Below are 22,708 nucleotides of genomic sequence, written 5' to 3' on the forward strand. Positions count from 1 at the left end.
TTTGCAGCTACGCTTCAAAAAAAACAGCTATACGTTACATGCAATACTCGTGGAAGAATATACCCCGGTATATTCGTTATGTGTTTGTTCAAACGCTTTACCTCTTCCTGTTGATGGTAATGTTCAGGGCAATATTTTACCTGTTCTTCTTCAAAACTACGATCACAGATAGTGCTGCTATCACAAAGGCATGGTACCTGGGATTAAAATTTGATCTGCGTCTGGCGCTTATGCTGATTGTGCCAATAGCCGCCATAGCATTGATTTCCCGCAATAAATTTTTTACATCAAAAGCTATATGCAGGACTAATTTTATCTATTTCTTTATAGTTTACCTGCTGCTTACCTTATTATATATATTGGATCTGGGCCACTACGATTACCTGGGCCTGCGTCTGGACCCTTCTGTATTGAGGTTCCTGGCAAAAGGAGAACGTGCAGACAATGCCCGCATGGTATGGCAAAGTTATCCGGTAGTGCGTGGAGCCCTGGCTATCATCATATTCATGTTTATTGTATACCGGATTGAAAAGTCCACCTGGAAACGATTTGCATCGCAACCAGCAGTGTACCTGCGTAACTGGCCATTTACCAGTTATGTTATCGGTATGGTACTGCTGGTGGCCGGAGGTATTTACGGCAACTTCGCATATTTCCCATTAAGATGGAGTCAGGCGATGTTTACCCGCGATAACGGCGTAACCAGCCTGGGACTCAATCCCATCCTGTATTTCGTGTCCAACCTTACAGTAGAGGGCGATACATTTTACCTGGAATCAACAAAAAAATATTATCCGGCTATTGCAGAATATCTGAAAGTTGATAGTCTGCAAACAGAAAAGCTTAACTACGTACGTACTGTACCTGGTGACCCAACCAAGCCCAAATTGAATGTGGTATTGGTAATGCTGGAATCCACAGGGGCAGCCGTGACCAGTATGTATAATAACCCGATGCAGGCAACCCCGAATATGAAACGACTGGCAGACAGCGGGGTTTTGTTTAAGAACTTCTACGTTCCTGCTATCAGTACAGCCAAAACAGTATTTGGCGTTACCACCGGGTTGCCGGATATCACCACCGTGAAAACGGCAAGCCGTCACCCTAAAATGTTGGATCAACGGATTGTCATGGACCAGTTCAAAGGATATGATAAGCTGTACCTGCTTGGCGGAAACACCAACTGGGCCAATATCCGCGCGGTGTTCACCAATAATGTGGAAGGTGTCCGCATTTATGAGGAAGGAATGTACAAATCACCTAAAGCAGACGTATGGGGCGTGTCTGACTACGACCTCATTACGGAAGCCAGCGGAATACTTAAAGCCGATAATGATAAGAAACAACCTTTTGTAGCCTTCCTGCAGCTGGCTGATAATCACCCGCCTTATACTACTACCAGCGGTGCGGGCGACTTTAAAAAGATGACAGAGAAAGAGCTGGATATGAACAAATTTAAAAAGTCGGGGTTTGTATCAGTAGACCAGTTTAATGCATTGCGATACGAAGATTATAACGTAGGACATCTCATTGATATGGCCCGTAAAGATGGTTATCTTGACAATACCATCTTTGTATTTTTTGGGGATCATAACTGTGTGCTCAACCCATACAGCTTTATGCCGCTGCCGGAATATGAACTGGCTACCGGTGGTGTACATGTAACTGCTTTTATGTACAGTCCCAAACATATTGCACCACAACAGGTCACAACACCCGGAAGCTTGCTGGACGTATATCCTACCGTAGCAAAAATGGTGGGTATGCCGTATAAGAATTATACATTAGGGGTAGATCTGTTTGACAGTGCCCGGGTGAATAATAAATACGTATTTCTTAATTATGTGCGTAATCAGCTGCCTTATTATGCTATCCTGGGTGATCGTTACCTGTATGAGATATGTTTGAAAACAGATTCGGCTGCATTGTATGATTTAAAGGGAGATCCGATGAAGAATATCCGTGCACAACTGCCGGATACTGCAAAAAGCCTCGATAATTTAACACGTGGCTTTTCCGAAAGCACGCGATATTTGTTGTTTAATAATAAAAAATAGCTGTTAGCTGTTAGCATTTAGCTTTTAGCGCTTCAGTAATAAACCTTTTTCAGGAGCGCTAAAAGCTAACAGCTAAAGGCTAATAGCTAATGGTTAATGCTGCATAAATTATGGAAATAGATAAAGTCTGGTTTAAAGATTGGTTTAATTCTCCTTATTATCATTTGTTGTATAATAACCGCGATGAGCAGGAGGCAGCTGCCTTTATTGATAAGTTGCTGGCCTATCTTCAGCCTGTACCGGGTGCACTGATGCTGGATGTAGCATGTGGAAAGGGACGTCATGCCAAATACCTGGCAGATAAAGGATACGATGTAACCGGAATAGATCTTTCAATTGAAAGTATTAACACCGCCAAGAAGCTGGAAAATGAGCACCTGAGCTTTTTTCAGCATGATATGCGTTTGCCGTTCCGCGTCAATTATTTTGATATCGTTTTTAATTTCTTCACCAGTTTCGGTTACTTTGATTCTCAACGTGACAATGACAATGCTTTGCGCACCCTCAAAAATGCACTGAAGCCCGGTGGCAAGCTGGTACTGGATTACCTGAACAGCAGTTATGTAGCAACACACCTGGTGGTGGATGAAGTAAAGGAAAAAGAAAATGTAGTGTTTGATATCCGCCGGCAGCTGAAAGACAAGAAATTTATTAAAGAGATTTGTATACTGGATAAAGAAAAAATGCGCCGTGCTGCTTATACTGAAAGCGTGAATGCCTTTACCAGACATGATTTTGAGGAGATGTTTGCAAGACAGGGCCTCAAAATAACAGAAATATTCGGCGACTATCACTTTAACAGTTATGATGAACAGCGATCGCCACGTCTGATCATCATCGCTACAAAATCATAGCCATGCTTGAATCTATCCTACGTGGTGATCTCAGATTGTTTTTTCATATCAACGGCCAGTGGCATAATTCCTGGCTGGATGTGATCCTGCCGTTTCTGCGGGAGCCTTATGTGTGGGCACCGTTGTACCTTTTTCTCGGCTTATTTGTTACCATAAACTATGGCTGGAAAGGTTTCTTCTGGATACTTTTCTTTTTGCTGTGCTTTGGCGTGGCAGATCAAACCAGCCTGTTTCTGAAAGAGGCTATCGGAAGGGTGCGACCCTGTCGTGATCCGATCGTATCACATTATACACGTGTACTGGTGTCTTATTGTCCCATGAGTGGCAGCTTTACTTCCAATCATGCGGCCAATCATTTTGCGCTGGCTACATTTTGTTTCATAACTTTAAAATCAGCTTTTGGCCGGTACGCCTGGATATTTTTTGCATGGGCAGCAGTGATTGCTTATGCACAGGTATATGTAGGTGTACATTATCCGCTGGATGTGACTGGCGGTGCAATACTGGGCCTTTTAATCGGGTTGCTGAGCGGTAGTTTTTTTAAACGCCGCATAAGACTGGAGCCTGAACTTACATCATGAACTGGAACTATCTGATACTAATACTGGCAGCTACGATTGCGGGTGGGATGATCCCCATGACGGTAAAGCGTATTCACGCCAATTTTTCTATTTATCTGCTGGCCTTCACGGGTGCATTTCTTTTTGGGGTGATTATTATGCACCTCCTGCCGGAAGTGTATCACGAGCTGGGGCATCAGGCGGGTATCTATATTGTGCTGGGGTTTTTTCTACAGGTATTTCTGCAGCAGCTATCACATGGTATGGAACACGGGCATACACATATGCCAGGTGAACATCAACATAATATTGCGGTAACGCCGCTACTGCTGGGGCTTTCCATCCATGCATTTATGGAAGGCATACCTTTGGGGTTTAAATATGATGATCAATCCGCACTGCCTTCCTTAATGGTAGGCGTGGCGGCGCATAAAATTCCGGAAGCATTAACGCTCATGACTGTTATGATGCATGCACATAAGAAACGGGCTGATCTCTGGCGCATTTTGCTGGCCTTTGCCGTAGTAACCCCGATAGCCGCTATTTTGGCGGGTTGGTTGGGCAATCGTTTCGAAATTGTACAGCACTACCTGTTATACGTAGTAGCACTGGTAATAGGCGCATTCCTGCATATTTCCACTACTATTTTTTATGAAAGCGGTACAAAACATCATGAACTAAGCGGGCGGAAAGTCATAGCCATAGCAGCAGGACTGCTTTTGGCTTTTCTTACCCTGATATTTGAATAATTTTTTATTTTTAGGCTTTATATATGGAAGTCGTCATTATCCTCATCCTTATTTTACTGAATGGCCTATTCTCGATGTCGGAGATAGCATTGGTGTCAGCTCGGAAAATCCGACTGGAAAACCAGGCCAATAAAGGGGATGAAAAAGCAAAGGCAGCGTTGAAACTGGCTAATAATCCAGACACCTTCCTTTCCACAGTACAAATCGGCATTACCCTGATCGGCATCTTAACAGGGTTATATGCAGGCGAAAACATCAAGACAGATGTTGTTGCCTGGCTCAACACATTTCCTGCCCTCCAACAGTACAGCAACACCATCGCTATTGTTATTATTGTGGTTGTTATCACTTATTTTTCCATGGTGCTGGGAGAGCTGGTACCTAAACGTATTGGTATGGCCAAACCGGAAGCTATTGCCAAAAATATGGCTAAGCCCATGCATGTGCTGTCCTGGCTTACCTATCCTTTTATTTTACTGCTAACCGCCTCCACTACGGTACTGTCGAAAATACTTAATCTCCAGTCCGGCGATACACATGTAACGGAAGAAGAGATCAAAGCCATTATTAACGAAGGCACCAGCTCCGGCGCTATTGAAGAAACAGAACAGGAAATCATTGAACGCGTGTTTCATCTGGGAGACCGGAATATCACCTCGCTCATGACTTACCGCAATGATATTACCTGGCTGGATATTAATGAAGCCCCGGGCGATTATCAACAGAAGATCCATAACAGCCTGCATTCCGTATACCCGGTATGTGACGGGCAGATAGACAGCATCAAAGGTATTGTTACCATCAAAGATCTTTTTTCTGTATCCGGCAAAGCTGTTCCGCTGATAGATATTGTCAAGAAACCGCTGTTTGTGCCGGAAAATAATACAGCATACCAGGTACTCGAAAAGTTTAAGGAAACACATTTACATGCTGCCTTCATTGTGGATGAATATGGCACTTTTCTGGGCATGATCACTCTTAATGATATCTTAGAGGCTATCGTGGGAGATATGCCGGAAACTGCCGAAAGTGATGACTATGAGATGATTTTGCGCGAAGACGGCACCTGGCTGGTAGATGCACAGATTCCATTCTATGATTTCCTGGAAGAATTTGATAAAGAAGACTGGATGACAGAATTTGAGCAGGATTTTGATACCCTGGCAGGATTCATTTTGCATCACCTGGAACATATTCCGCAGACTGGTGAAAAGTTTACCTGGCGGGATTTTACATTTGAGATAGTGGATATGGATGCACACAGAATTGATAAAGTATTGGTTACACCACCAGTGCAAACGGAAGAAGAGTAGGGCTTTCCCCAAAAAACAACAAGTATAAACCGGATACGTAATTACACGCAATTCACTTAGAACGGCGGTTATTTATTTGGATATATATAGCTTTATGCTAATTTTGAGCACTTTTTTACATAAACAAATAATTTAATTTAAGATAAAATGGTTGCAATAGGAAGTAAGGCGCTGTCCCTGGATGAAGTGTACAGGATCCTTTTGGGTGGAGAAGAGCTGGTATTGGAAACCGAGGCACTAAAGCAGGTGGAAGCTAGTTTTTTATTTCTTGAAAAATTTTCTGAAAAGAAATTAATCTACGGTATCAATACGGGTTTTGGCCCTATGGCCCAATATCGTATCAGCGATGAGGATACCTTTCAGTTGCAATACAACCTTATCCGCAGTCATAGCTCCGGTGCCGGCAAATGCATGTCGCCGTTGCATACTAAAGGATTAATGATAGCCCGTTTGAGCAGTTTCATGCAGGCGCATTCCGGTATTCACCCGGAAGTAGTACACCTGTTAAAGGACCTGATCAACAAAAATGTATACCCGTGTGTGTTTGAGCATGGCGGTGTAGGCGCCAGCGGCGACCTGGTACAGCTGGCCCACCTGGCGCTGGTACTGATCGGTGAAGGAGAAGTGTGGTATGAGGGTAAATATCAGCCTACAGAAGAAGTATTTGCCAGACTGGGTCTGAAGCCGATGGGTATTCACGTAAGAGAAGGCCTGGCCGTTATTAACGGTACTTCCGCCATGACGGGCGTAGGTTTGGTAAACCTCATCGAAGCTAAAAAGCTGTTGGGTTGGTCTGTGGTACTTTCTGCCATGATCAATGAAATAGTGGAAGCATTTGATGATCATCTCTCTGCAGAACTGAATGCCGTTAAAAAGCACGAAGGACAAAATACAATAGCTGCTAAAATGCGGGAGATCCTGAAGGGTAGCAAAATGGTCCGCCATCGCCCTGATCATCTCTATAAAGAATTAGAAGAAGAAATTTTTAAAGATAAAGTACAGGAATATTATTCTCTGCGCTGCGTACCACAAATCCTTGGACCTGTGTATGATACGCTGGTACAGGCGGAAAAGCTGGTAGTACAGGAATTGAATTCTGTAAGCGATAACCCGGTAGTAGATCACCACCTGGAAAATGTGTTCCATGGCGGTAACTTCCACGGCGACTATGTTTCCCTGGAAATGGACAAGATCAAAATAGCGATCACCAAATTGTCTATGCTCTCTGAACGCCAGCTCAATTACCTGCTGAACGATAAATTAAATCATAAATTCCCTCCGTTTATGAATTTGGGAAAACTTGGCTTTAATTTTGGAATGCAGGGCGTGCAATTTACTGCTACATCTACTGTGGCCGAAAATCAGACACTTTCGTTCCCGATGTATGTACATAGTATACCGAACAACAACGATAACCAGGATATTGTGAGCATGGGTTGCAACGCCGCATTGATGACTAACAGGGTGATAGAGAATACTTTTGAAGTATTGGCCATTCAGGTAATGACCATGCTGCAGGCGGTAGACTACCTGAACTGTCAGGATCGTCTGGCGGCTTTTTCACACAAAGTATACCAGGAAGTAAGAGCGATTTTCCCTAAATTTATTGAGGACAGTCCGCGTTATAAGGACCTGCAAAAAATTAAGGAATACCTGGTTAAGAATGAACCAGTGAAGTTTTGAGTCAATTTGTAATTCTAAATTCGTAATTCATAATTCATGAAGTGTGCATTAGTAACGGGTGGATCAAGAGGAATAGGAAGGGCAGTATGTATTAAGATGGCTGAATTAGGATATCATGTACTGATCAACTATAAAGGCAATGAAGTGGCTGCACAGGAAACCCTGGCAGCTGTGAAAGCCAAAGGCAGCACCGGAGAATTGTTGCAGTTCAACGTTGGTGATGCCGCCGAAGTACAACAGGTACTGGGTGGTTGGGTAGAAAATAATAAAGAACAACAAATAGAAGTACTGGTAAATAATGCCGGCATCCGCGAGGATTCGCTGATGTTCTGGATGACTGATTCGCAGTGGAATAATGTGTTGAACATCAGTCTGAATGGATTTTACAACGTTACCAAACAGGTATTGAATAACATGTTGCTGAAGCGTTACGGACGTATCATCAACATGGTATCTTTATCAGGTATAAAAGGTTTACCTGGGCAAACCAATTACTCTGCCGCCAAAGCAGGTGTGATAGGCGCTACCAAAGCGCTGGCCCAGGAAGTTGCCAAAAGAGGAGTAACCGTAAATGCCATTGCACCCGGATTTATCAAAACAGATATGACCGCTGAACTGAATGAAAAAGAACTGGCTGCACAAGTGCCTATGAATCGCTTTGGTACACCCGAAGAGGTAGCAGAAGCGGTAGCATTCTTTACATCCAAAGCAGCAGGTTATATTACGGGAGAAGTATTAAATATTAATGGTGGACTTCACACCTAGCTGCACCTAGCTAAACGCGTTTTATGAACAGAGTAGTGATCACTGGAATGGGAATCTACTCCTGCATCGGAAAAAATATGCAGGAGGTGAGGGATTCATTATATCAAGGTAAGTCAGGAATTGTACTTGACCCTGAACGGAAAGCATTTGGCTATCGCTCCGGTTTAACAGGTTATATTGAAAGACCGGAACTGAAAGGCTTGCTGGATCGCAGGGCCAGGAATATGATGCCTGAGCAGGCGGAGTTTGCGTATATGGCTACCCGTGAGGCATTGGCGCAGGCTGGCATTACCCAGGAATATATAGATAAAACTCCCATAGGACTTTTATATGGCAATGATAGTTCCGCAAAACCAGTGGTAGAAGCTACTGATGTAATGCGGGCTAAGAAAGACACCATGCTGGTAGGTTCTGGTTCTGTATTCCAGACCATGAACTCTACAGTGAATATGAACCTGGCTACCATCTTCAAGCTCAGGGGCGTAAACTTCAGTGTGAGTGCGGCTTGCGCCAGCGGTTCCCATGCTATTGGTCTTGGCCACATGTTTATCAGGAACGGGATGCAGGACGCCGTGATTTGTGGCGGCGCACAGGAAGTGAATATATATGCCATGGGCAACTTTGATGCTATTGCGGCATTTTCTGTGAGAGAAGATGATCCTACCCGCGCTTCCAGACCCTTTGACCGTAACCGCGATGGCCTTGTGCCCAGCGGTGGCGCAGCTACCGTGATCCTGGAAAGTCTGGAGTCCGCACAACGCAGAGGCGCCACTATTTTAGGGGAAGTGCTGGGGTATGGTTTTTCTTCCAATGGCGCACATATTTCCAATCCTACAGTAGACGGACCAGTGCGTTCCCTGCAGATAGCCTTGCAGGATGCAGGTTTGCAGCCGGGAGATATTGAGTACATCAATGCACATGCTACTTCCACTGCTGCCGGTGATGCGAGCGAAGCCCGCGCCATACACGAAGTATTTGGCGCCGCTAAACCATATGTTAGTTCTACCAAGTCTATGACCGGCCACGAATGCTGGATGGCCGGTGCCAGCGAAATCGTTTATTCTATGCTCATGATGCAGAACGGTTTTATCGCGCCCAATATCAATCTGGAAAACCCGGATGATGCTGCTGCCAAACTTAATATTGTAACCAATACAATTAATAAAAATTTTAATATATTTTTGTCTAATTCCTTTGGTTTCGGCGGAACTAACTCCTCCCTCGTAGTAAAGGGCTGGGAAGGAAAATAGGATGACTGCCACACTTTAGAGAGAACGATGCGCATAAATGTTATGAAGGATAACCTATGTCCGGCAGGGGTATTGATTACTTCAAAATATTCTTAACTTTGGCACTCGGATCAGGATTGGCAGCACAGCTAAGGACACAACAAACGAATTTTAAAACGGCCTATATCTGTTATCAGATTACACACTTTTATGAATATCAAGGACATTATAACTGTTACGAACAAATTTTTGGTGGAGGAGTTTGAAGCAAACCCCGAAGAAATTAAACCGGAAGCGAATCTTAAATCCACATTGGATCTGGATAGTTTGGACTATATCGACATGGTGGTGGTAATAGAAGATAACTTCGGATTTAAGGTTAAACCGGAGGATTTCCAGGCTATTATTAGCTTTCAGGATTTCTATGATTACGTAAGTGCTCGTGTTCAACAAAAAGAATTGGTATAATGCCTTCCTGGCAAGGAAAGTCAAAAGGAAGTAAGTTTGGATATAGCTGTTTTGTGTTCCTGCTCCATCACGGAGGTGTTTTCCCGGCTTATGTACTATTGAGGTTTGTGGCTTTCTATTTTTTCGCATTCTCCTGGAGTTCCTCAAAACCCATCTATCATTATTTCCGTACTAAAGTAGGCTACGGCAGGTGGCGCTCATTGCTTAACTTGTATCGTAATTATCATGTGTTTGGTCAGACGTTGATTGACAAAGTAGTTGTCATGGCGGATATGGCAAATAAATTTACTTTTGAATTTGACGGAGAACATCATCTGCAGGAAATGATTGATGGCGGACGTGGCGGGATCTTACTCAGTGCCCATCTTGGTAACTGGGAGGTAGCCGGTCATCTGTTCAAACGCCTGAATACCCGCGTCAACATTGTGATGTTTGATGGTGAACACCAACGTATTAAAGACTATCTGTCTGGTATCACCGGCGACAGGAATATGAATATCATTGTCATCAAAGATGATCTGTCACATATTTATGCTATTAATGAAGCGTTAAGCAACAAGGAACTGGTGTGTATGCATGCAGACCGCTTTTTACCCGATAATAAAACGATTACAGCCCCTTTTTTGGGTCAGGATGCCCGTTTCCCCATGGGACCATTTTTGCTGGCAGCTACTTTCCGGGTACCGGTTTCTGTAGTATTTGCTTTTAAGGAATCGTCCACACACTATCATTTTTATGCTACCCCACCAAGGCTGTACCACGGGCGTCGGAATGAAGGAGTGGAAACTGCGCTGCATGATTTTGTGCACCAGCTGGAAAAGAAAGTTCACAGATATCCGGCACAATGGTTTAATTATTACGATTTTTGGGAATAATCCGTGTTTTTACTGTTATTTTTTTCGTATAATTCTATTTACTTCGTGTTTTATTTTTTACTAATAACTTGTGCAGATGTTTATTCATACAGATGATATTACCGCATACATACCACAACGCACGCCCATTGTAATGATCAGTGGCATACTGGAAGTGGATGGACCTAAAACCCGCACGGGGTTTAATATTGCTGCAGATAATATTTTTGTGGAAAATGGCGTGCTCACCGCACCCGGCCTGATGGAAAACATCGCACAAACAGCTGCTGCCAGAATTGGTTACATTTCCAAGCAGGAGAATACACCGGTACCCCTGGGATTTATCGGTGCCGTAAAGGATCTGGAGATCTTTGAACTGCCACCGGCAGGACAAATGATCGAAACCACTACGGAAATAGGCAGCGAAGTATTTAATGCCACAATGGTAACTGGTAAAGTGATGTGGGACGGTCGCATAATGGCACAATGTGAAATGAAAATCTTCATCAATCCCCAATTATAACAATATGAACTACCGTAAATTTTTAGCAATTCCTGTAATGGTATTCAGCATGTGGACTTCCGCTGCACATGCACAGAAACTTAAAAATTTTCTGGACAACAAAGATTCTTCTTTTACCTGGCTGGGCGTGGATTTTACCCAGGCACGCCTGATCGGTGATGCCGCAGCCAAAACAGACGCGATTGTAGACCATGAGTTTACCGCTCTTAACCAGGTAATTGTAAACGAACAGAAGAAATATGATGTACCAGGCGCATTTCATCGTGAAAAATACAATACCAGTATTGGCCTGGTGAATAAACGCAATGAAGCCATCAATAAAGATGCATTGAAATCTGACGAATCCGCCGATTTCGAACGCCTGAAACCGGAAGATATTACCAAAGTGGTAAAATCTTACGATTTTTCCGGAAAACATGGTATCGGGGTATTACTGGTAATGGAAGGCATGAGCAAAACAGCAAAAAGTGCTTCCATGTACGTAACCGTGATAGACATGGACCGGAAAAATGTACTGATGACAGAACGTTATATCGGCAAGGGACAAAAATGGAGTTTCGCATGGCGCAACTATTGGCTCGCTACCATTAAAAGCGTGCTGGAAGATGTAAGCGATGATTACAAGAAATTAAAAGAAAAATATGCCGGCACTACTGATCCGGAAGAAGAAAAGCCGGTAGTGGCACCAGCTTCAAAGAAAGATGCTAAAACAGGTGTGGCTGCAAAAGAAACAAAGAAACCCAAAAAGAAAGGATAGCAAATATAAATAACAATAGATGGCGCTGACAGAATGCACTAACATACTGGTAAAGTTTAATGAGGCTGATTCGCTGGGAATAGTATGGCACGGGCATTATGTGCGGTATTTTGAAGACGGAAGAGAAGCTTTCGGCGAAAAGTACGGGCTACGTTACCTCGATATTTTTAAACATGGATATACTGTTCCTGTTGTAAATGTACAATGCGATTACAAACGTTCTTTGCGTTATGGTGATCGGGTTGTTGTGGAAACAAGATATGTTGATAACATGGCCGCCAAATTAAAATTCGAATACACACTCACAAATCCGGCTACGGGTGAAGTAATAGCAACAGGTTCTACTGTTCAGGTTTTCCTGGATAAGGAAACGGCTTCGTTACAAATCATTATGCCAACATTTTTCAGTGAGTGGAAAAAACAGCACGGATTGGTTTAACAAAGGGTATTATGCAACAGGTGTATGTAGTAGCAGATAATATTGTGGGGCCACTAGGCAGTACTACCCGGGAAAATTTTGACCAGGTGCTGCAAGGCAATAGTGGCATTGGGCTACAGGAGAATGGGGCTTACGCAGCTGCACCGTTTTACGGGGCTATGATGCTACCCGGACAACTGGATACCTGTACAGCCGGTTATAACGTAGAAGGCTACACGCAGTTTGAAAAATTGCTGGTGGCATCTATACAAAATGCATTGCAGCAAACGGATATCAAACTTACAGATACCCGCACAGGTTTGATTATATCTACTACCAAAGGAAATATAGAATTGCTGGAGCAACAGCCTGAAGGCGCTGTTCCGCCACTGGAAAATATGCAGTTGTTTGCTACTGCAAAAAAAATAGCGGCGCATTTTAATGGGATCAACCAGCCGCTGGTTATCAGCAGTGCCTGTATATCAGGCTTGCTGGCCATTTTAACAGGAAAGCGGTTAATTGAATCCGGTAAATACGATCACGTAGTGGTAACTGGCGCAGATGTGCTCACCCGCTTTGTACTGTCCGGCTTTCAGTCGTTTCAGGCAGTGAGTGCGGTGCCCTGCAAACCGTTCGACGCCAACCGCACCGGGGTTACGCTTGGTGAAGGCGCTGCCACTGTTATACTCAGCAACACCAAAGCAGGTGCTGCTTTTGTATTGGGCGCAGGTGCCGTGAGTAATGATGCTAACCATATTTCCGGCCCTTCCCGCACAGGCGAAGAGCTGGCTGCTGCTATGCAGCTGGCTTTGACAGGAAGCGGATTAACGCCGGAGGATATTGGTTTTGTATCAGCACATGGAACTGCCACCCTGTATAACGACGAAATGGAAGCCAAAGCCCTGCACCATGCAGGATTAGCCAACATACCTGTAAACAGCTTAAAAGGATATTACGGCCACACACTTGGCGCTGCCGGTCTGATTGAGGCTATCATCAGCATGCAAGCCATGAAAGCAGGTGTGGTACTGCCTACAAAAGGATATGAAACACCCGGTGTAAGTATGCCTGTGAATGTTAATAATGTTTTATTGCAGAAAAAATCCACACACTTTCTGAAAACAGTTTCAGGATTCGGAGGATGCAATGCAGCCATGATATTTAGTCTTTTTCAGGATTAGACTGATTTTACTGATTATGCTGATTTTATTTTAAAAAGTATAATCGTGGTAATCAGTAAAATCAACCTAATCAGGAGAAAGAAAAATTGCAACAATTAATTAAGTAAAATAAATCATTGTCGTGTTTAATAAAGAAACAAAAACAGCATTAGAGGCGAAAGAAGCCGCATTGCGTCTTGCGTTTGCTCCTGTTGCCTTTCAGGCTACCAGGGCGTTGCGTGACATGGGCATTTTAACTGCGGTGAGCAACAGTCGCGCTGCAGGTATTACCATCGAAGAAGTGATGGAACAAACGAAAATGTCGCGCTATGCAGTGAGAGTATTGCTGGAAGCAGGTTTGGGCATGGAGTTAGTGATCGTGAACGATAAAAAGTATACGCTTACTAAAACCGGCTACTTTATTTTACATGATCAGCTTACCCGCATTAACATGGACTTTTCGCAGGATATCTGTTATAAAGGCATGAATCATTTGCAGGAAAGCCTGACAGAAGGCAAGCCGGCCGGCTTGCAGGAACTGGGCCCATGGGATACTATCTATCCGGGCTTATCCTTGCTGCCACCGGCAGTAGGTAAAAGCTGGTTCGACTTTGATCACTATTATTCTGATCTTGCTACGCCTGCAGCACTGGATATTGTTTTTGAAAACAAACCTAAAAGACTGTTGGATATTGGCGGCAATACCGGCAAATGGGCACTGGCATGTACCGCTAAAGATCCGGATGTAGAAGTTACTATTTTTGATTTACCCGGACAAGCAGGACTGGCACAACAAAAAATGAAAGATGCGGGTGTAGAAAGCCGCGTGCACTTTCATATTGCCAACATCCTCCACGAAGAACTGCCCTTCCCTAAAGGCTTTGATGCCATCTGGATGAGCCAGTTCCTGGATTGTTTTTCAGAAGCAGAAATAGTATCTATCCTGAAACGTTGCCGCGAAGCGCTCAATGAAGACGGTACGGTATATATACTGGAACCCTTCTGGAACCGCCAGCAGTTTAAATCTGCGGCTTTCTGCCTGCAGCAGACATCCCTGTATTTTACAGCGATGGCTAATGGCAACAGCCAGATGTATCACACCGATGATTTCTTCCAGTGTATTGACGATGCGGGCTTGAAAATTACGGAGGAGAACAACCAGATGGGCATGAATTACACGTTGCTGAAATGTAAGAAGAAATAACGCTATAACTGGTAGACAGCTGCATCACACGGCAGCTGTCTATCAACACAAATTACCCTTATCTCCAAAAACTTAATTATCCTCCGTATGAAAACTGAGCAAGTAGATGTGTTAGTAATTGGTGCGGGGCCAGCCGGAACGGTTGCTGCGTCCATTATCCATCAGGCCGGATACAAAGTGAAGGTGGTGGAAAAACAAAAATTTCCCCGTTTCGTTATTGGCGAAAGTCTGTTACCACGTAGTATGGAAGCCCTGGAAGAAGCAGGATTTATTGATGCGATCAAAGCAAAAAGTTTTCAACAGAAATACGGAGCCAAGTTCGTGAAAGGAGATGCTACCTGCGATTTTACTTTCCAGGAGCAGTTTACACCAGGATGGACATGGACCTGGCAGGTTACCCGCGCAGATTTTGATAAAACACTGGCCGATACTGTAGAAAGTATGGGAGTACCGGTGGCTTATGAAACAACGGTGACGGATATACGTTTTAATGGATCTGATTCTGTTACCACAGTAGAAGATAAAGACGGACAACAATCCCTTATTGAGGCCCGGTTTATAGTAGATGGCAGCGGTTACGGCAGGGTAATTCCAAAGCTGTTTAACCTGGAGAAAAACTCTAACCTGCAACCCCGTAAGGCATTATTTGCCCATACCATAGATGAGCGCCGTTCTATGGCGGATGAGCCTAACCGCATCACCGCTGTTGTACATAAAAAAGGTGTTTGGATCTGGATTATCCCGTTTGCTACAGGTGTAACTTCCCTGGGATTTGTGGGAGATCCGGAGTTTTTTGAAGAATATCCCGGTACCGATGAGGAGAAATACCGCGCGTTACTGGAAGCAGAACCCTATACGAGGGAGCGTTTCCGCGATGTGAAACTGGCTTTTGAACCAAGGATATTGCAGTCGTGGTCCGCTACTACCGATAAATTTTATGGAGATGGATTTGTGCTCACGGGCAACGTAACAGAATTTCTGGACCCTATTTTCTCTTCTGGCGTAACTTTGGCCTGCGTTTCTGCACAAACAGCGGCAAAGCTGGTGATCAGAAAGCTCAAAGGAGAAGCCGTAGACTGGGAAAAAGAGTACATGGAGCCGACTATGCAGGGCGTAAACACCTTCCGTACTTACGTAATGGCATGGTATGAAGGCACCCTGGATACGATTTTCTTTACAAAAGATGCAGATCCGTTGATTAAAGGCCAGATTTGTTCCGTACTGGCTGGTTATGTGTGGGATATGAGTAATCCGTTTGTGAAAAATCATGATACCGCATTAAAACGACTGGCCAGGACTATTGAATTAACAGAAAAATTAAAAAGTAGTTCAGAGATTGAATAGCGCGTCAGCATATATTACCGGGAGTTGTATCATTCGCCATAACCGTATTTATTTAAACGGAGCATTGTTGTGGGAAGCAGATCAGGAGTTGGAGTTGCAGGAGTTCCTGCGAGCGGGCTACGACCGCTTCTCAGGACAGTATCCGAAATTTCATAAAATGGATGCGCTCAGCAAGCTTGGCTGGCTGGCCGCGGAAGTGTTATTGAAAGATGCAGGGGTGAAGTTGCTGCCACCTGAAAAGGTGGGCATGGTATTGTCTAACCGCAGCGCCAGCCTGGACACTGATCTTCGCTATTACAGCACGGTAAAGGATATTGCCAGTCCGGCATTGTTTGTATACACGCTGGCAAATATTGTAATGGGCGAAATATGTATCCGGCATGGTTTTAAAGGGGAGAATACTTTTTTTGTATCAGATACCTTTGACACGGAACTGATGAGTACTTATCCGGCGCAATTGCTGGCCGTTACGCCTTTACAGGCTTGTTTGTGCGGTTGGGTAGAAGTGATGGAGCAACAATATGAAGTAGCCTTGTTTCTGATAGAAAATAAACAAAGTGAGATGGGACAGCCCTTAACAGGAGCGGCTTTATCATCTCTTTATCAACCGGAATAAAAATCATAGTTAATAACTTTAATCAAATTTACAGTGGAAAAGTTGATGGCGGATCTGAAAGCGCAGATCATAGAACAATTGAATTTACAAGAAGTAGCACCCGAAAGCATTGGCAACGATCAGTCTTTGTTTTCCAAAGAAGGATTGGGACTCGATTCTATCGATGCGCTGGAATTGATTGTATTGCTGCAGCAGCATTATAATCTCCGCATTGCCAACCCTGAACAAGGTCCGCAAATATTTCAGTCTGTTCGCACCATGGCAACATACATTACAGCTAATCAAACTGTGCAGGCATGAGTGAAAAGGTGTGGATAGCAGGAGGTGGCGTTATCAGCGGGATAGGCCTGAACTTACAGGCCTGTTTGCAGGCGTTCCGGCATATGCAGCCTGGAATGACTGCCATGCAGCACCTGTCTTCTGTTCATCGCAATACTTTTCCGGTAGCAGAAGTGAAGGCAGACAACGCCACACTGGCTGATATGGCGCGTATGCCTGAAAATATCAGCAGAACAGCGTTGCTCAGCATGATTGCTGCCCGCGAAGCCTGGCAGTCCACCGGTTTGGGGGATGTATCCAACTACCGGGTAGGATTTGTTTCCGGCAATACCGTGGGTGGTATGGATAAAACGGAAGACTTTTTCGCGGAATTCCTTGCAGATCCGCGCAAAGGAAGATTACAACAGGTACTGCACCACGAATGTGGCAGCATTACCGAGCTGGTGGCCGATGCTATGGGTATCCGGCACCACGTATCCACTATCAGCACGGCCTGCTCTTCTGCAGCCAATGCGCTGATGTATGGCTCCCGCCTGATCCGCAATAACATTGTGGACGTGGTGATTGCCGGTGGTACAGATGCACTGACACGCTTTACACTGAATGGTTTTAATACATTGATGATCCTGGATCAGCAGGCCTGCCGGCCTTTTGATGATACCCGTACCGGGCTTAATCTGGGTGAAGGCGCAGGTTATGTGGTACTGGTGTCTGATAGCCTGGCAGCGCAATTGCAGCCCTGGTGCCGTTTGAGCGGCTTTGCCAATGCCAACGATGCCTACCACCAAACGGCTTCATCGCCGGAAGGCACCGGTAACTACCTGGCCATGAAAGGCGCACTGGATATGAGCGGACTGCAGCCAGCACAAATTGCTTATATCAATTTGCATGGCACCGGCACACAAAATAATGATGTATCCGAAGGGATAGCCATCAACCGGTTGTTTGCACCACATTTTCCACCGATGAGTTCTACCAAGTCATTCACCGGTCATACATTGGGTGCCAGCGGAGGAATAGAGGCCGTATTTTCGGCTTTATCGGTAAAAGAAGGGATCATATATCCCAACGCACGTTTTGAACATCAGATGAAGGAATTACCGTTTGCACCGGCTACGGCGTATACAGAAGGCAATGAGTTACTGCACGTAATGTCCAACTCATTTGGTTTTGGCGGCAATTGTTCCAGCCTGGTGTTTTCTAAAGCATAAACAGCATTACATGAACATCTACATAAATGGTACCGGTTGTATATCTCCGCAGGAAACTGCGCAGGGAGGCCCTTTGCTGGCTACTCTCAGGGAATACGACCAGGTACGACTGACCAACGTAGATCCGGATTATAAACAATGGGTCGATGTGAAGCAGATCCGCCGGATGAGCCGCGTGGTAAAAATGGGTGTAGGCGCGGCTAACCTGAGCCTGGAAGAAGCCGGCATCACGCAGCCGGATGCGATTATCACCGGCACCGCCTATGGCTGCCTGGATGATACAGGTGTTTTTCTCTCTAAAATGGTGAACCAGCAGGAGGAAATGCTTACGCCTACTGCGTTTATACAGAGTACACACAACACTGTAGCAGGACAAATAGCCCTGTTGCTGGGCTGTAACGGATATAATAATACGTTTGTGCATCGTGGTTTTTCTTTCGAAAACTCGTTGCTGGATGCCATCATGATATTAAAGGAAGGCTCCGCCAAACATATACTGGCTGGTGGTTTGGACGAAATAACCAACCATAGTCATCAGCTGCTGACCCGTTTCGGCATCTATAAAAAGACGCCGGTAAAAACCATGGAGCTGCTGAATAGCCCAACCAGAGGCACTATAGCAGGAGAAGGTGCTTCATTCTTTCTCCTCAGTCCGGAAATAAGCCCGGGCACCGTGGCAACGTTAACCGGTCTGAGTACGCTGTACAAGCCACTTTGGGAAGGTGAAGTGATTGGGCATATCATGAAATTTCTGGAAGATAATAATTGTACACCAGCAGATATTGACCTGATTGTGACCGGCAGAAACGGTGATATAGACCAGGATGAAATATATGAAGAAGTAGCAGCAGCATTGTTTCCGGATCATGCAGAAGCATGCTTCAAACATCTTTGTGGCGAATATCCTACTGCTGCGGCTTTTGGCATGTGGATGGCAAACGCGGTGATAGCAGAACAACAGGTACCGGAAGCGGCTGTATTTTATGGCAAAGCACCGGAAAAAATTAAGAAAGTATTATTGTATAACCATCATCAGGGTACACACCATTCCCTGATATTATTGAGTGCATGCTAAATAACAGGGTAATAAATATAATTGTCATTATCTGTATCCTGGTACTGTTTGGCCTGGATAAAATGGCTGGTTATAACATACCACTCTGGGCATATCTTTTACCGGGATTATTTTTTCTTCCGCTCATCATTTGGGGCGTAATGAACATTGGTTCCGGCTTTTTTATAAAGGTGACATGTTATGCCAATACAACAGAAAAAGTAGTGGCGCTATCTTTTGATGATGGCCCGCAACCCGCATACACACCGGAAATACTGGATATCCTGAAAAAAACGCAGGTGCCGGCTGTTTTCTTTTGCATCGGTAAAAATATTGAAGGAAATGAAAACTTACTGAAACGCATACACGAAGAAGGGCATGTAATAGGTAACCATACTTATTCACATCATTTCTGGTTTGATATGAAACCATCCGGGAAAATGCTGGAAGATATGCAGGAGATGGACACGTTTGCGATAGATGTTACAGGACTACAGCCAAGGTTATTTCGTCCGCCTTATGGCGTAACAAACCCTAACCTGGCAAGGGCTATAAAAGCAGGTGATTATCTGCCGGTAGGCTGGAACATCCGCTCACTGGATACAGTGGCAAAAGATGAAAATAAACTGCTGGATAAGATTATAAATGAATTAAAACCCGGCGCCGTTATTTTATTGCATGATACTTGTAAAATAACCGCCGATATATTGCCACAGCTAATTACAGCCATCCGTCAGCAAGGCTACCGGTTGGAAAGAATTGATAAAATGTTAAAGTTACCCGCATATGCGTAAATGGATAATAGTATTAATTTGCTGTGTTGTTAGTCTGCAAATACAGGCACAGACGGGCTTTAAGCCGGTGGCTGATATGACCCCGCTAAAGCAGCAGTTTGCAAAAGCCGCACAAAATACACAGAGTATTCAATGTGATTTTGTACAGGAAAAGAACCTGAGTATGTTGTCTGATAAGATAGTATCTAAAGGTAAATTCTGGTTTAAGAAAGATAATAAAGTGCGGATGGAATATCAGCAGCCATCTTACTACCTGTTGATCATCAACGGAAAAGATATCCGTATTAAAGATGCGCAAAAGGAAAATAAAGTATCTGGTAAGAGCAATAAATTGTTTGAGCAGGTTAACAAAATTACGGTTGACTGTGTACGTGGTACGGTGCTGGACAATACAGACTTCACCACTAAAGCCACAGAAAATGCACAGTATTACCGGTTGGAAATGGTGCCTGTGAACAAGGTGATGAAAGAATATTTTAAGACAATTGTACTGCTGGTAGATAAACAGGATTATTCTGTGTCAAAAATTACCATGGAAGAATTGTCCGGAGATGATACTACCATCAGCTTTTTACATAAACAATTGAATTCAAACATCCCGGATGCGGTATTTTCGGCTAAGTAGCATTTTGTGTATCACCTTGCTGATGGCGGGTTGTACATCGGTGTACAAAGGATTAAAACGTACCGGTGGTGATGTGAATTGTATCCGGCAGTTTAGTCCGCAGTTCCGGACTACCTTGTACAGCACGCAGGTGAATATATTAAAACACCACCTGAGTGGTTTGCTGTTTTTTAAACAAATGCCCGACAGCAGCCTCCGCGTAGTGTTTGCCAACGAGATGGGATTTAAGTTCTTTGATTTTGAATTTGATAAACAAGGCAATTTTACCAAACATTACCTGCTTGCCAAAATGGACAAGAAGGCGGTGGTGAAAACGCTGCGGCAGGACTTTGCACTGGTGCTGTTGCATCCCGACCTGCAACAGGCACATATTGCTACGTATAGCCATTACCGTTATACGGTAGTGCCTACAGAAAAAGGCAATAACTATTATATCACGGACACTGCCTGCACACAGTTGGTAAGGATTGAAAAATCGTCTAAACGTAAGCCGGTAGTGAAAGTATGGATGGAACACTATAACAATGGCATACCGGATACCATCAGTATTCAACATCAGAATTTTAATTTCAATATCTCCCTGCAAAGGGTAGAGAAAAAATAAAGACAATTTAAAGTATATGTTAGCAGGTAACTTCTACAATATAACGCAGCAGGCACAGGAACCCGGACAGGTGACCGCCACTATTGAGCTGAATGCTGCACATCCTATATTCCAGGGCCATTTTCCGGAACAACAGGTAGTGCCCGGCGTATGCATGATGCAAACCATCACCGAAATACTGGAGAGCGCTGTTCAGAAAAAAATGTTGCTGCAAAAAGCCAGCATCATGAAGTTCCTGAATATGATAGACCCGGTAAAACAACCGTTGGTAGACGTAACTGTAACATACAAGGAAGAAGAAGCTGGATTAAAAGTAACAGCAATGCTGAAGCGGGAAGACAAAACATTTATGAAGTTTCAGGGCATATTTAAGTAAGTGGCTAACCAGACAACACATAACGAACATTTTGAGCGTCACCGCGCAGCGGTACTCATTCCTACGTACAATAACGCCGCTACACTGGGCGCTGTACTCACGGACGCACTGAGTTTTACCAAACACGTTATCGTGGTAAATGACGGTGCTACCGATGAAACACTGGCCGTACTGGATCAGTTTCCGGATCTGCAACGTGTTTCGTATAGCCCTAACCGTGGTAAAGGCATTGCATTGCGCCGCGGCTTTGCTTATGCGCTCACACAGGGATACGACTACGTGATTACGATGGACGCAGACGGACAGCACTTTGCAGCCGATTTGCCTTCCATGCTGGAACAGGTAGAAGCTAACCCCGGCGCATTAATCATTGGCGCACGTAACCTGCATCAGGAAAACATGCCCGGCAAAAGCACTTCCGCCAACAAGGTATCTAACTTCTGGTTTCATGTAACAACAGGATTAAAAGGCCCGGATACACAATCCGGATACCGCTTGTATCCATTGTTCCGCATGCGTAAAATGCGTTTTCTCTGTACTAAATACGAGTTTGAAATTGAAGTATTGGTGCGCAGTTCCTGGAGAGGAATTAAGGTAGACTGGACACCGGTAAAGGTGTACTATCCGCCACCGGAAGAGCGGGTATCGCATTTCCGCCCGGTACCTGATGTTACGCGCATTACCATATTGAATATAGTACTGGTATTTATTACTTTCTTATATATCAAGCCACGGGATCTGATACGTTTTCTGCTGAAAGGAGAGAACTGGAAAAAGATGTGGAAAGAAGAAGTACTGAAATCAGATGAGTCGAATGTGAGAAAGGCCGCCTCTATTGGGTTTGGTATATTCATGGGGATTATACCTATCTGGGGCTTCCAGTTATTGGTAGCTATACTGTTATCGATTAAGCTGAAATTAAATAAAGCGCTGGTATTACTTTCTGCACACGTAAGTACACCGCCGCTCACGCCATTTGTGCTATTCGCAAGTTTCCTCGCAGGACGTTTGTGGATGGGGCAAACAGCGAAGGACCTGATCTTTACAAATGGAATTACATTTGAAACGATAAAGGAAAATATGTTGCAATACGTGTATGGCAGTATCACACTGGCCATACTGGGTGGTTTGCTGACATGGGGAGTAAGTTTTGTATTGCTAACAGTTTTTAGAAGACAAAAGAAGTAATTACGAATTGCGAATTACGGAGT

25 protein-coding genes are annotated in these 22,708 nt (G+C 44.3%); all 25 read left to right on the forward strand.

Annotation, left to right across the window (positions count from 1 at the left end):
* The first annotated feature begins 38 nt into the window (after positions 1–38).
* The gene (locus CLV51_RS10725) at positions 39–2,057 is read left to right on the forward strand and encodes an LTA synthase family protein (protein ID WP_106528028.1); all 2,019 of its coding nucleotides are present in this window, start codon (positions 39–41) and stop codon (positions 2,055–2,057) included.
* A 110-nt stretch (positions 2,058–2,167) separates the two neighbouring features.
* On the forward strand, positions 2,168–2,911 hold the full coding sequence (locus tag CLV51_RS10730) for a class I SAM-dependent methyltransferase (RefSeq protein ID WP_106528029.1): 744 nt from the start codon (positions 2,168–2,170) through the stop codon (positions 2,909–2,911).
* A 2-nt stretch (positions 2,912–2,913) separates the two neighbouring features.
* Complete coding sequence (locus CLV51_RS10735) at positions 2,914–3,492, forward strand: phosphatase PAP2 family protein (RefSeq protein WP_106528030.1); 579 nt, start codon at positions 2,914–2,916, stop codon at positions 3,490–3,492.
* The gene (locus CLV51_RS10740) at positions 3,489–4,220 is read left to right on the forward strand and encodes a ZIP family metal transporter (RefSeq protein ID WP_106528031.1); all 732 of its coding nucleotides are present in this window, start codon (positions 3,489–3,491) and stop codon (positions 4,218–4,220) included. The genes CLV51_RS10735 and CLV51_RS10740 overlap by 4 nt, the downstream gene beginning before the upstream one ends.
* Positions 4,221–4,243: 23 nt before the next feature.
* Positions 4,244–5,533, forward strand: a complete 1,290-nt coding sequence (locus CLV51_RS10745) for a hemolysin family protein (protein WP_106528032.1) — start codon at positions 4,244–4,246, stop codon at positions 5,531–5,533.
* A 147-nt stretch (positions 5,534–5,680) separates the two neighbouring features.
* Complete coding sequence (gene flxA / locus CLV51_RS10750; RefSeq protein ID WP_106528033.1) at positions 5,681–7,216, forward strand: flexirubin biosynthesis tyrosine ammonia-lyase FlxA; 1,536 nt, start codon at positions 5,681–5,683, stop codon at positions 7,214–7,216.
* A 36-nt stretch (positions 7,217–7,252) separates the two neighbouring features.
* A complete protein-coding gene (gene flxB, locus CLV51_RS10755) occupies positions 7,253–7,981 on the forward strand; it encodes a flexirubin biosynthesis SDR family reductase FlxB (RefSeq protein WP_106528034.1) in 729 nt (242 codons plus the stop codon).
* A gap of 23 nt (positions 7,982–8,004) precedes the next feature.
* Positions 8,005–9,231 (forward strand): beta-ketoacyl-[acyl-carrier-protein] synthase family protein, encoded by a 1,227-nt coding sequence (locus tag CLV51_RS10760; protein ID WP_106528035.1) that lies wholly within the window; start codon positions 8,005–8,007, stop codon positions 9,229–9,231.
* A 189-nt stretch (positions 9,232–9,420) separates the two neighbouring features.
* A complete protein-coding gene (locus CLV51_RS10765; protein WP_106528036.1) occupies positions 9,421–9,678 on the forward strand; it encodes an acyl carrier protein in 258 nt (85 codons plus the stop codon).
* Entirely contained in the window at positions 9,678–10,553 is an 876-nt protein-coding gene (locus CLV51_RS10770; RefSeq protein WP_106528037.1) for a lysophospholipid acyltransferase family protein, read from the forward strand. Before CLV51_RS10765 ends, CLV51_RS10770 begins: the two co-directional genes overlap by 1 nt.
* Positions 10,554–10,629: 76 nt before the next feature.
* Positions 10,630–11,055: a hotdog family protein gene (locus CLV51_RS10775; protein WP_106528038.1), complete on the forward strand. Its 426-nt coding sequence runs from the start codon at positions 10,630–10,632 to the stop codon at positions 11,053–11,055.
* Positions 11,056–11,059: 4 nt separating this feature from the next.
* Positions 11,060–11,812, forward strand: a complete 753-nt coding sequence (locus CLV51_RS10780; protein ID WP_106528039.1) for a hypothetical protein — start codon at positions 11,060–11,062, stop codon at positions 11,810–11,812.
* A 19-nt stretch (positions 11,813–11,831) separates the two neighbouring features.
* Positions 11,832–12,251, forward strand: a complete 420-nt coding sequence (locus CLV51_RS10785) for an acyl-CoA thioesterase (RefSeq protein ID WP_106528040.1) — start codon at positions 11,832–11,834, stop codon at positions 12,249–12,251.
* 11 nt (positions 12,252–12,262) lie between these two features.
* On the forward strand, positions 12,263–13,411 hold the full coding sequence (locus CLV51_RS10790) for a beta-ketoacyl-[acyl-carrier-protein] synthase family protein (protein WP_106528041.1): 1,149 nt from the start codon (positions 12,263–12,265) through the stop codon (positions 13,409–13,411).
* Positions 13,412–13,532: 121 nt separating this feature from the next.
* Positions 13,533–14,594, forward strand: coding sequence for a methyltransferase (locus CLV51_RS10795; RefSeq protein WP_245898678.1), 1,062 nt, complete (start codon positions 13,533–13,535; stop codon positions 14,592–14,594).
* Between the two features lie 87 nt (positions 14,595–14,681).
* Complete coding sequence (locus tag CLV51_RS10800) at positions 14,682–15,938, forward strand: NAD(P)/FAD-dependent oxidoreductase (RefSeq protein ID WP_106528043.1); 1,257 nt, start codon at positions 14,682–14,684, stop codon at positions 15,936–15,938.
* Positions 15,931–16,554, forward strand: a complete 624-nt coding sequence (locus CLV51_RS10805) for a beta-ketoacyl-[acyl-carrier-protein] synthase family protein (protein ID WP_106528044.1) — start codon at positions 15,931–15,933, stop codon at positions 16,552–16,554. The genes CLV51_RS10800 and CLV51_RS10805 overlap by 8 nt, the downstream gene beginning before the upstream one ends.
* 33 nt (positions 16,555–16,587) lie before the next feature.
* Positions 16,588–16,854 (forward strand): phosphopantetheine-binding protein, encoded by a 267-nt coding sequence (locus CLV51_RS10810; RefSeq protein WP_211301983.1) that lies wholly within the window; start codon positions 16,588–16,590, stop codon positions 16,852–16,854.
* Entirely contained in the window at positions 16,851–18,044 is a 1,194-nt protein-coding gene (locus CLV51_RS10815; protein WP_106528046.1) for a beta-ketoacyl-[acyl-carrier-protein] synthase family protein, read from the forward strand. The genes CLV51_RS10810 and CLV51_RS10815 overlap by 4 nt, the downstream gene beginning before the upstream one ends.
* A 10-nt stretch (positions 18,045–18,054) precedes the next feature.
* Positions 18,055–19,119, forward strand: a complete 1,065-nt coding sequence (locus CLV51_RS10820; protein WP_106528047.1) for a beta-ketoacyl synthase N-terminal-like domain-containing protein — start codon at positions 18,055–18,057, stop codon at positions 19,117–19,119.
* On the forward strand, positions 19,113–19,892 hold the full coding sequence (locus CLV51_RS10825) for a polysaccharide deacetylase family protein (protein ID WP_106528048.1): 780 nt from the start codon (positions 19,113–19,115) through the stop codon (positions 19,890–19,892). Before CLV51_RS10820 ends, CLV51_RS10825 begins: the two co-directional genes overlap by 7 nt.
* The gene (gene lolA2, locus CLV51_RS10830; protein WP_106528049.1) at positions 19,885–20,517 is read left to right on the forward strand and encodes a flexirubin biosynthesis/transport protein LolA2; all 633 of its coding nucleotides are present in this window, start codon (positions 19,885–19,887) and stop codon (positions 20,515–20,517) included. The genes CLV51_RS10825 and lolA2 overlap by 8 nt, the downstream gene beginning before the upstream one ends.
* Positions 20,495–21,121, forward strand: a complete 627-nt coding sequence (lolB2, locus tag CLV51_RS10835; RefSeq protein WP_483862460.1) for a flexirubin biosynthesis protein LolB2 — start codon at positions 20,495–20,497, stop codon at positions 21,119–21,121. Before lolA2 ends, lolB2 begins: the two co-directional genes overlap by 23 nt.
* 16 nt (positions 21,122–21,137) lie before the next feature.
* Complete coding sequence (locus CLV51_RS10840) at positions 21,138–21,497, forward strand: ApeI family dehydratase (protein WP_106528051.1); 360 nt, start codon at positions 21,138–21,140, stop codon at positions 21,495–21,497.
* Complete coding sequence (locus tag CLV51_RS10845; protein ID WP_106528052.1) at positions 21,498–22,685, forward strand: DUF2062 domain-containing protein; 1,188 nt, start codon at positions 21,498–21,500, stop codon at positions 22,683–22,685.
* Positions 22,686–22,708 lie beyond the last annotated feature (23 nt).

Source organism: Chitinophaga niastensis, from assembly GCF_003014755.1.
GTDB lineage: Bacteria > Bacteroidota > Bacteroidia > Chitinophagales > Chitinophagaceae > Chitinophaga > Chitinophaga niastensis.

Coding starts and splice junctions, on each gene's coding strand:
- CLV51_RS10725 (WP_106528028.1), top strand. CDS start 39: ATGCAATACTCGTGGAAGAATATACCCCGGTATATTCGTTATGTGTTT.
- CLV51_RS10730 (WP_106528029.1), top strand. CDS start 2,168: ATGGAAATAGATAAAGTCTGGTTTAAAGATTGGTTTAATTCTCCTTAT.
- CLV51_RS10735 (WP_106528030.1), top strand. CDS start 2,914: ATGCTTGAATCTATCCTACGTGGTGATCTCAGATTGTTTTTTCATATC.
- CLV51_RS10740 (WP_106528031.1), top strand. CDS start 3,489: ATGAACTGGAACTATCTGATACTAATACTGGCAGCTACGATTGCGGGT.
- CLV51_RS10745 (WP_106528032.1), top strand. CDS start 4,244: ATGGAAGTCGTCATTATCCTCATCCTTATTTTACTGAATGGCCTATTC.
- flxA (WP_106528033.1), top strand. CDS start 5,681: ATGGTTGCAATAGGAAGTAAGGCGCTGTCCCTGGATGAAGTGTACAGG.
- flxB (WP_106528034.1), top strand. CDS start 7,253: ATGAAGTGTGCATTAGTAACGGGTGGATCAAGAGGAATAGGAAGGGCA.
- CLV51_RS10760 (WP_106528035.1), top strand. CDS start 8,005: ATGAACAGAGTAGTGATCACTGGAATGGGAATCTACTCCTGCATCGGA.
- CLV51_RS10765 (WP_106528036.1), top strand. CDS start 9,421: ATGAATATCAAGGACATTATAACTGTTACGAACAAATTTTTGGTGGAG.
- CLV51_RS10770 (WP_106528037.1), top strand. CDS start 9,678: ATGCCTTCCTGGCAAGGAAAGTCAAAAGGAAGTAAGTTTGGATATAGC.
- CLV51_RS10775 (WP_106528038.1), top strand. CDS start 10,630: ATGTTTATTCATACAGATGATATTACCGCATACATACCACAACGCACG.
- CLV51_RS10780 (WP_106528039.1), top strand. CDS start 11,060: ATGAACTACCGTAAATTTTTAGCAATTCCTGTAATGGTATTCAGCATG.
- CLV51_RS10785 (WP_106528040.1), top strand. CDS start 11,832: ATGGCGCTGACAGAATGCACTAACATACTGGTAAAGTTTAATGAGGCT.
- CLV51_RS10790 (WP_106528041.1), top strand. CDS start 12,263: ATGCAACAGGTGTATGTAGTAGCAGATAATATTGTGGGGCCACTAGGC.
- CLV51_RS10800 (WP_106528043.1), top strand. CDS start 14,682: ATGAAAACTGAGCAAGTAGATGTGTTAGTAATTGGTGCGGGGCCAGCC.
- CLV51_RS10815 (WP_106528046.1), top strand. CDS start 16,851: ATGAGTGAAAAGGTGTGGATAGCAGGAGGTGGCGTTATCAGCGGGATA.
- CLV51_RS10820 (WP_106528047.1), top strand. CDS start 18,055: ATGAACATCTACATAAATGGTACCGGTTGTATATCTCCGCAGGAAACT.
- CLV51_RS10825 (WP_106528048.1), top strand. CDS start 19,113: ATGCTAAATAACAGGGTAATAAATATAATTGTCATTATCTGTATCCTG.
- lolA2 (WP_106528049.1), top strand. CDS start 19,885: ATGCGTAAATGGATAATAGTATTAATTTGCTGTGTTGTTAGTCTGCAA.
- lolB2 (WP_483862460.1), top strand. CDS start 20,495: ATGCGGTATTTTCGGCTAAGTAGCATTTTGTGTATCACCTTGCTGATG.
- CLV51_RS10840 (WP_106528051.1), top strand. CDS start 21,138: ATGTTAGCAGGTAACTTCTACAATATAACGCAGCAGGCACAGGAACCC.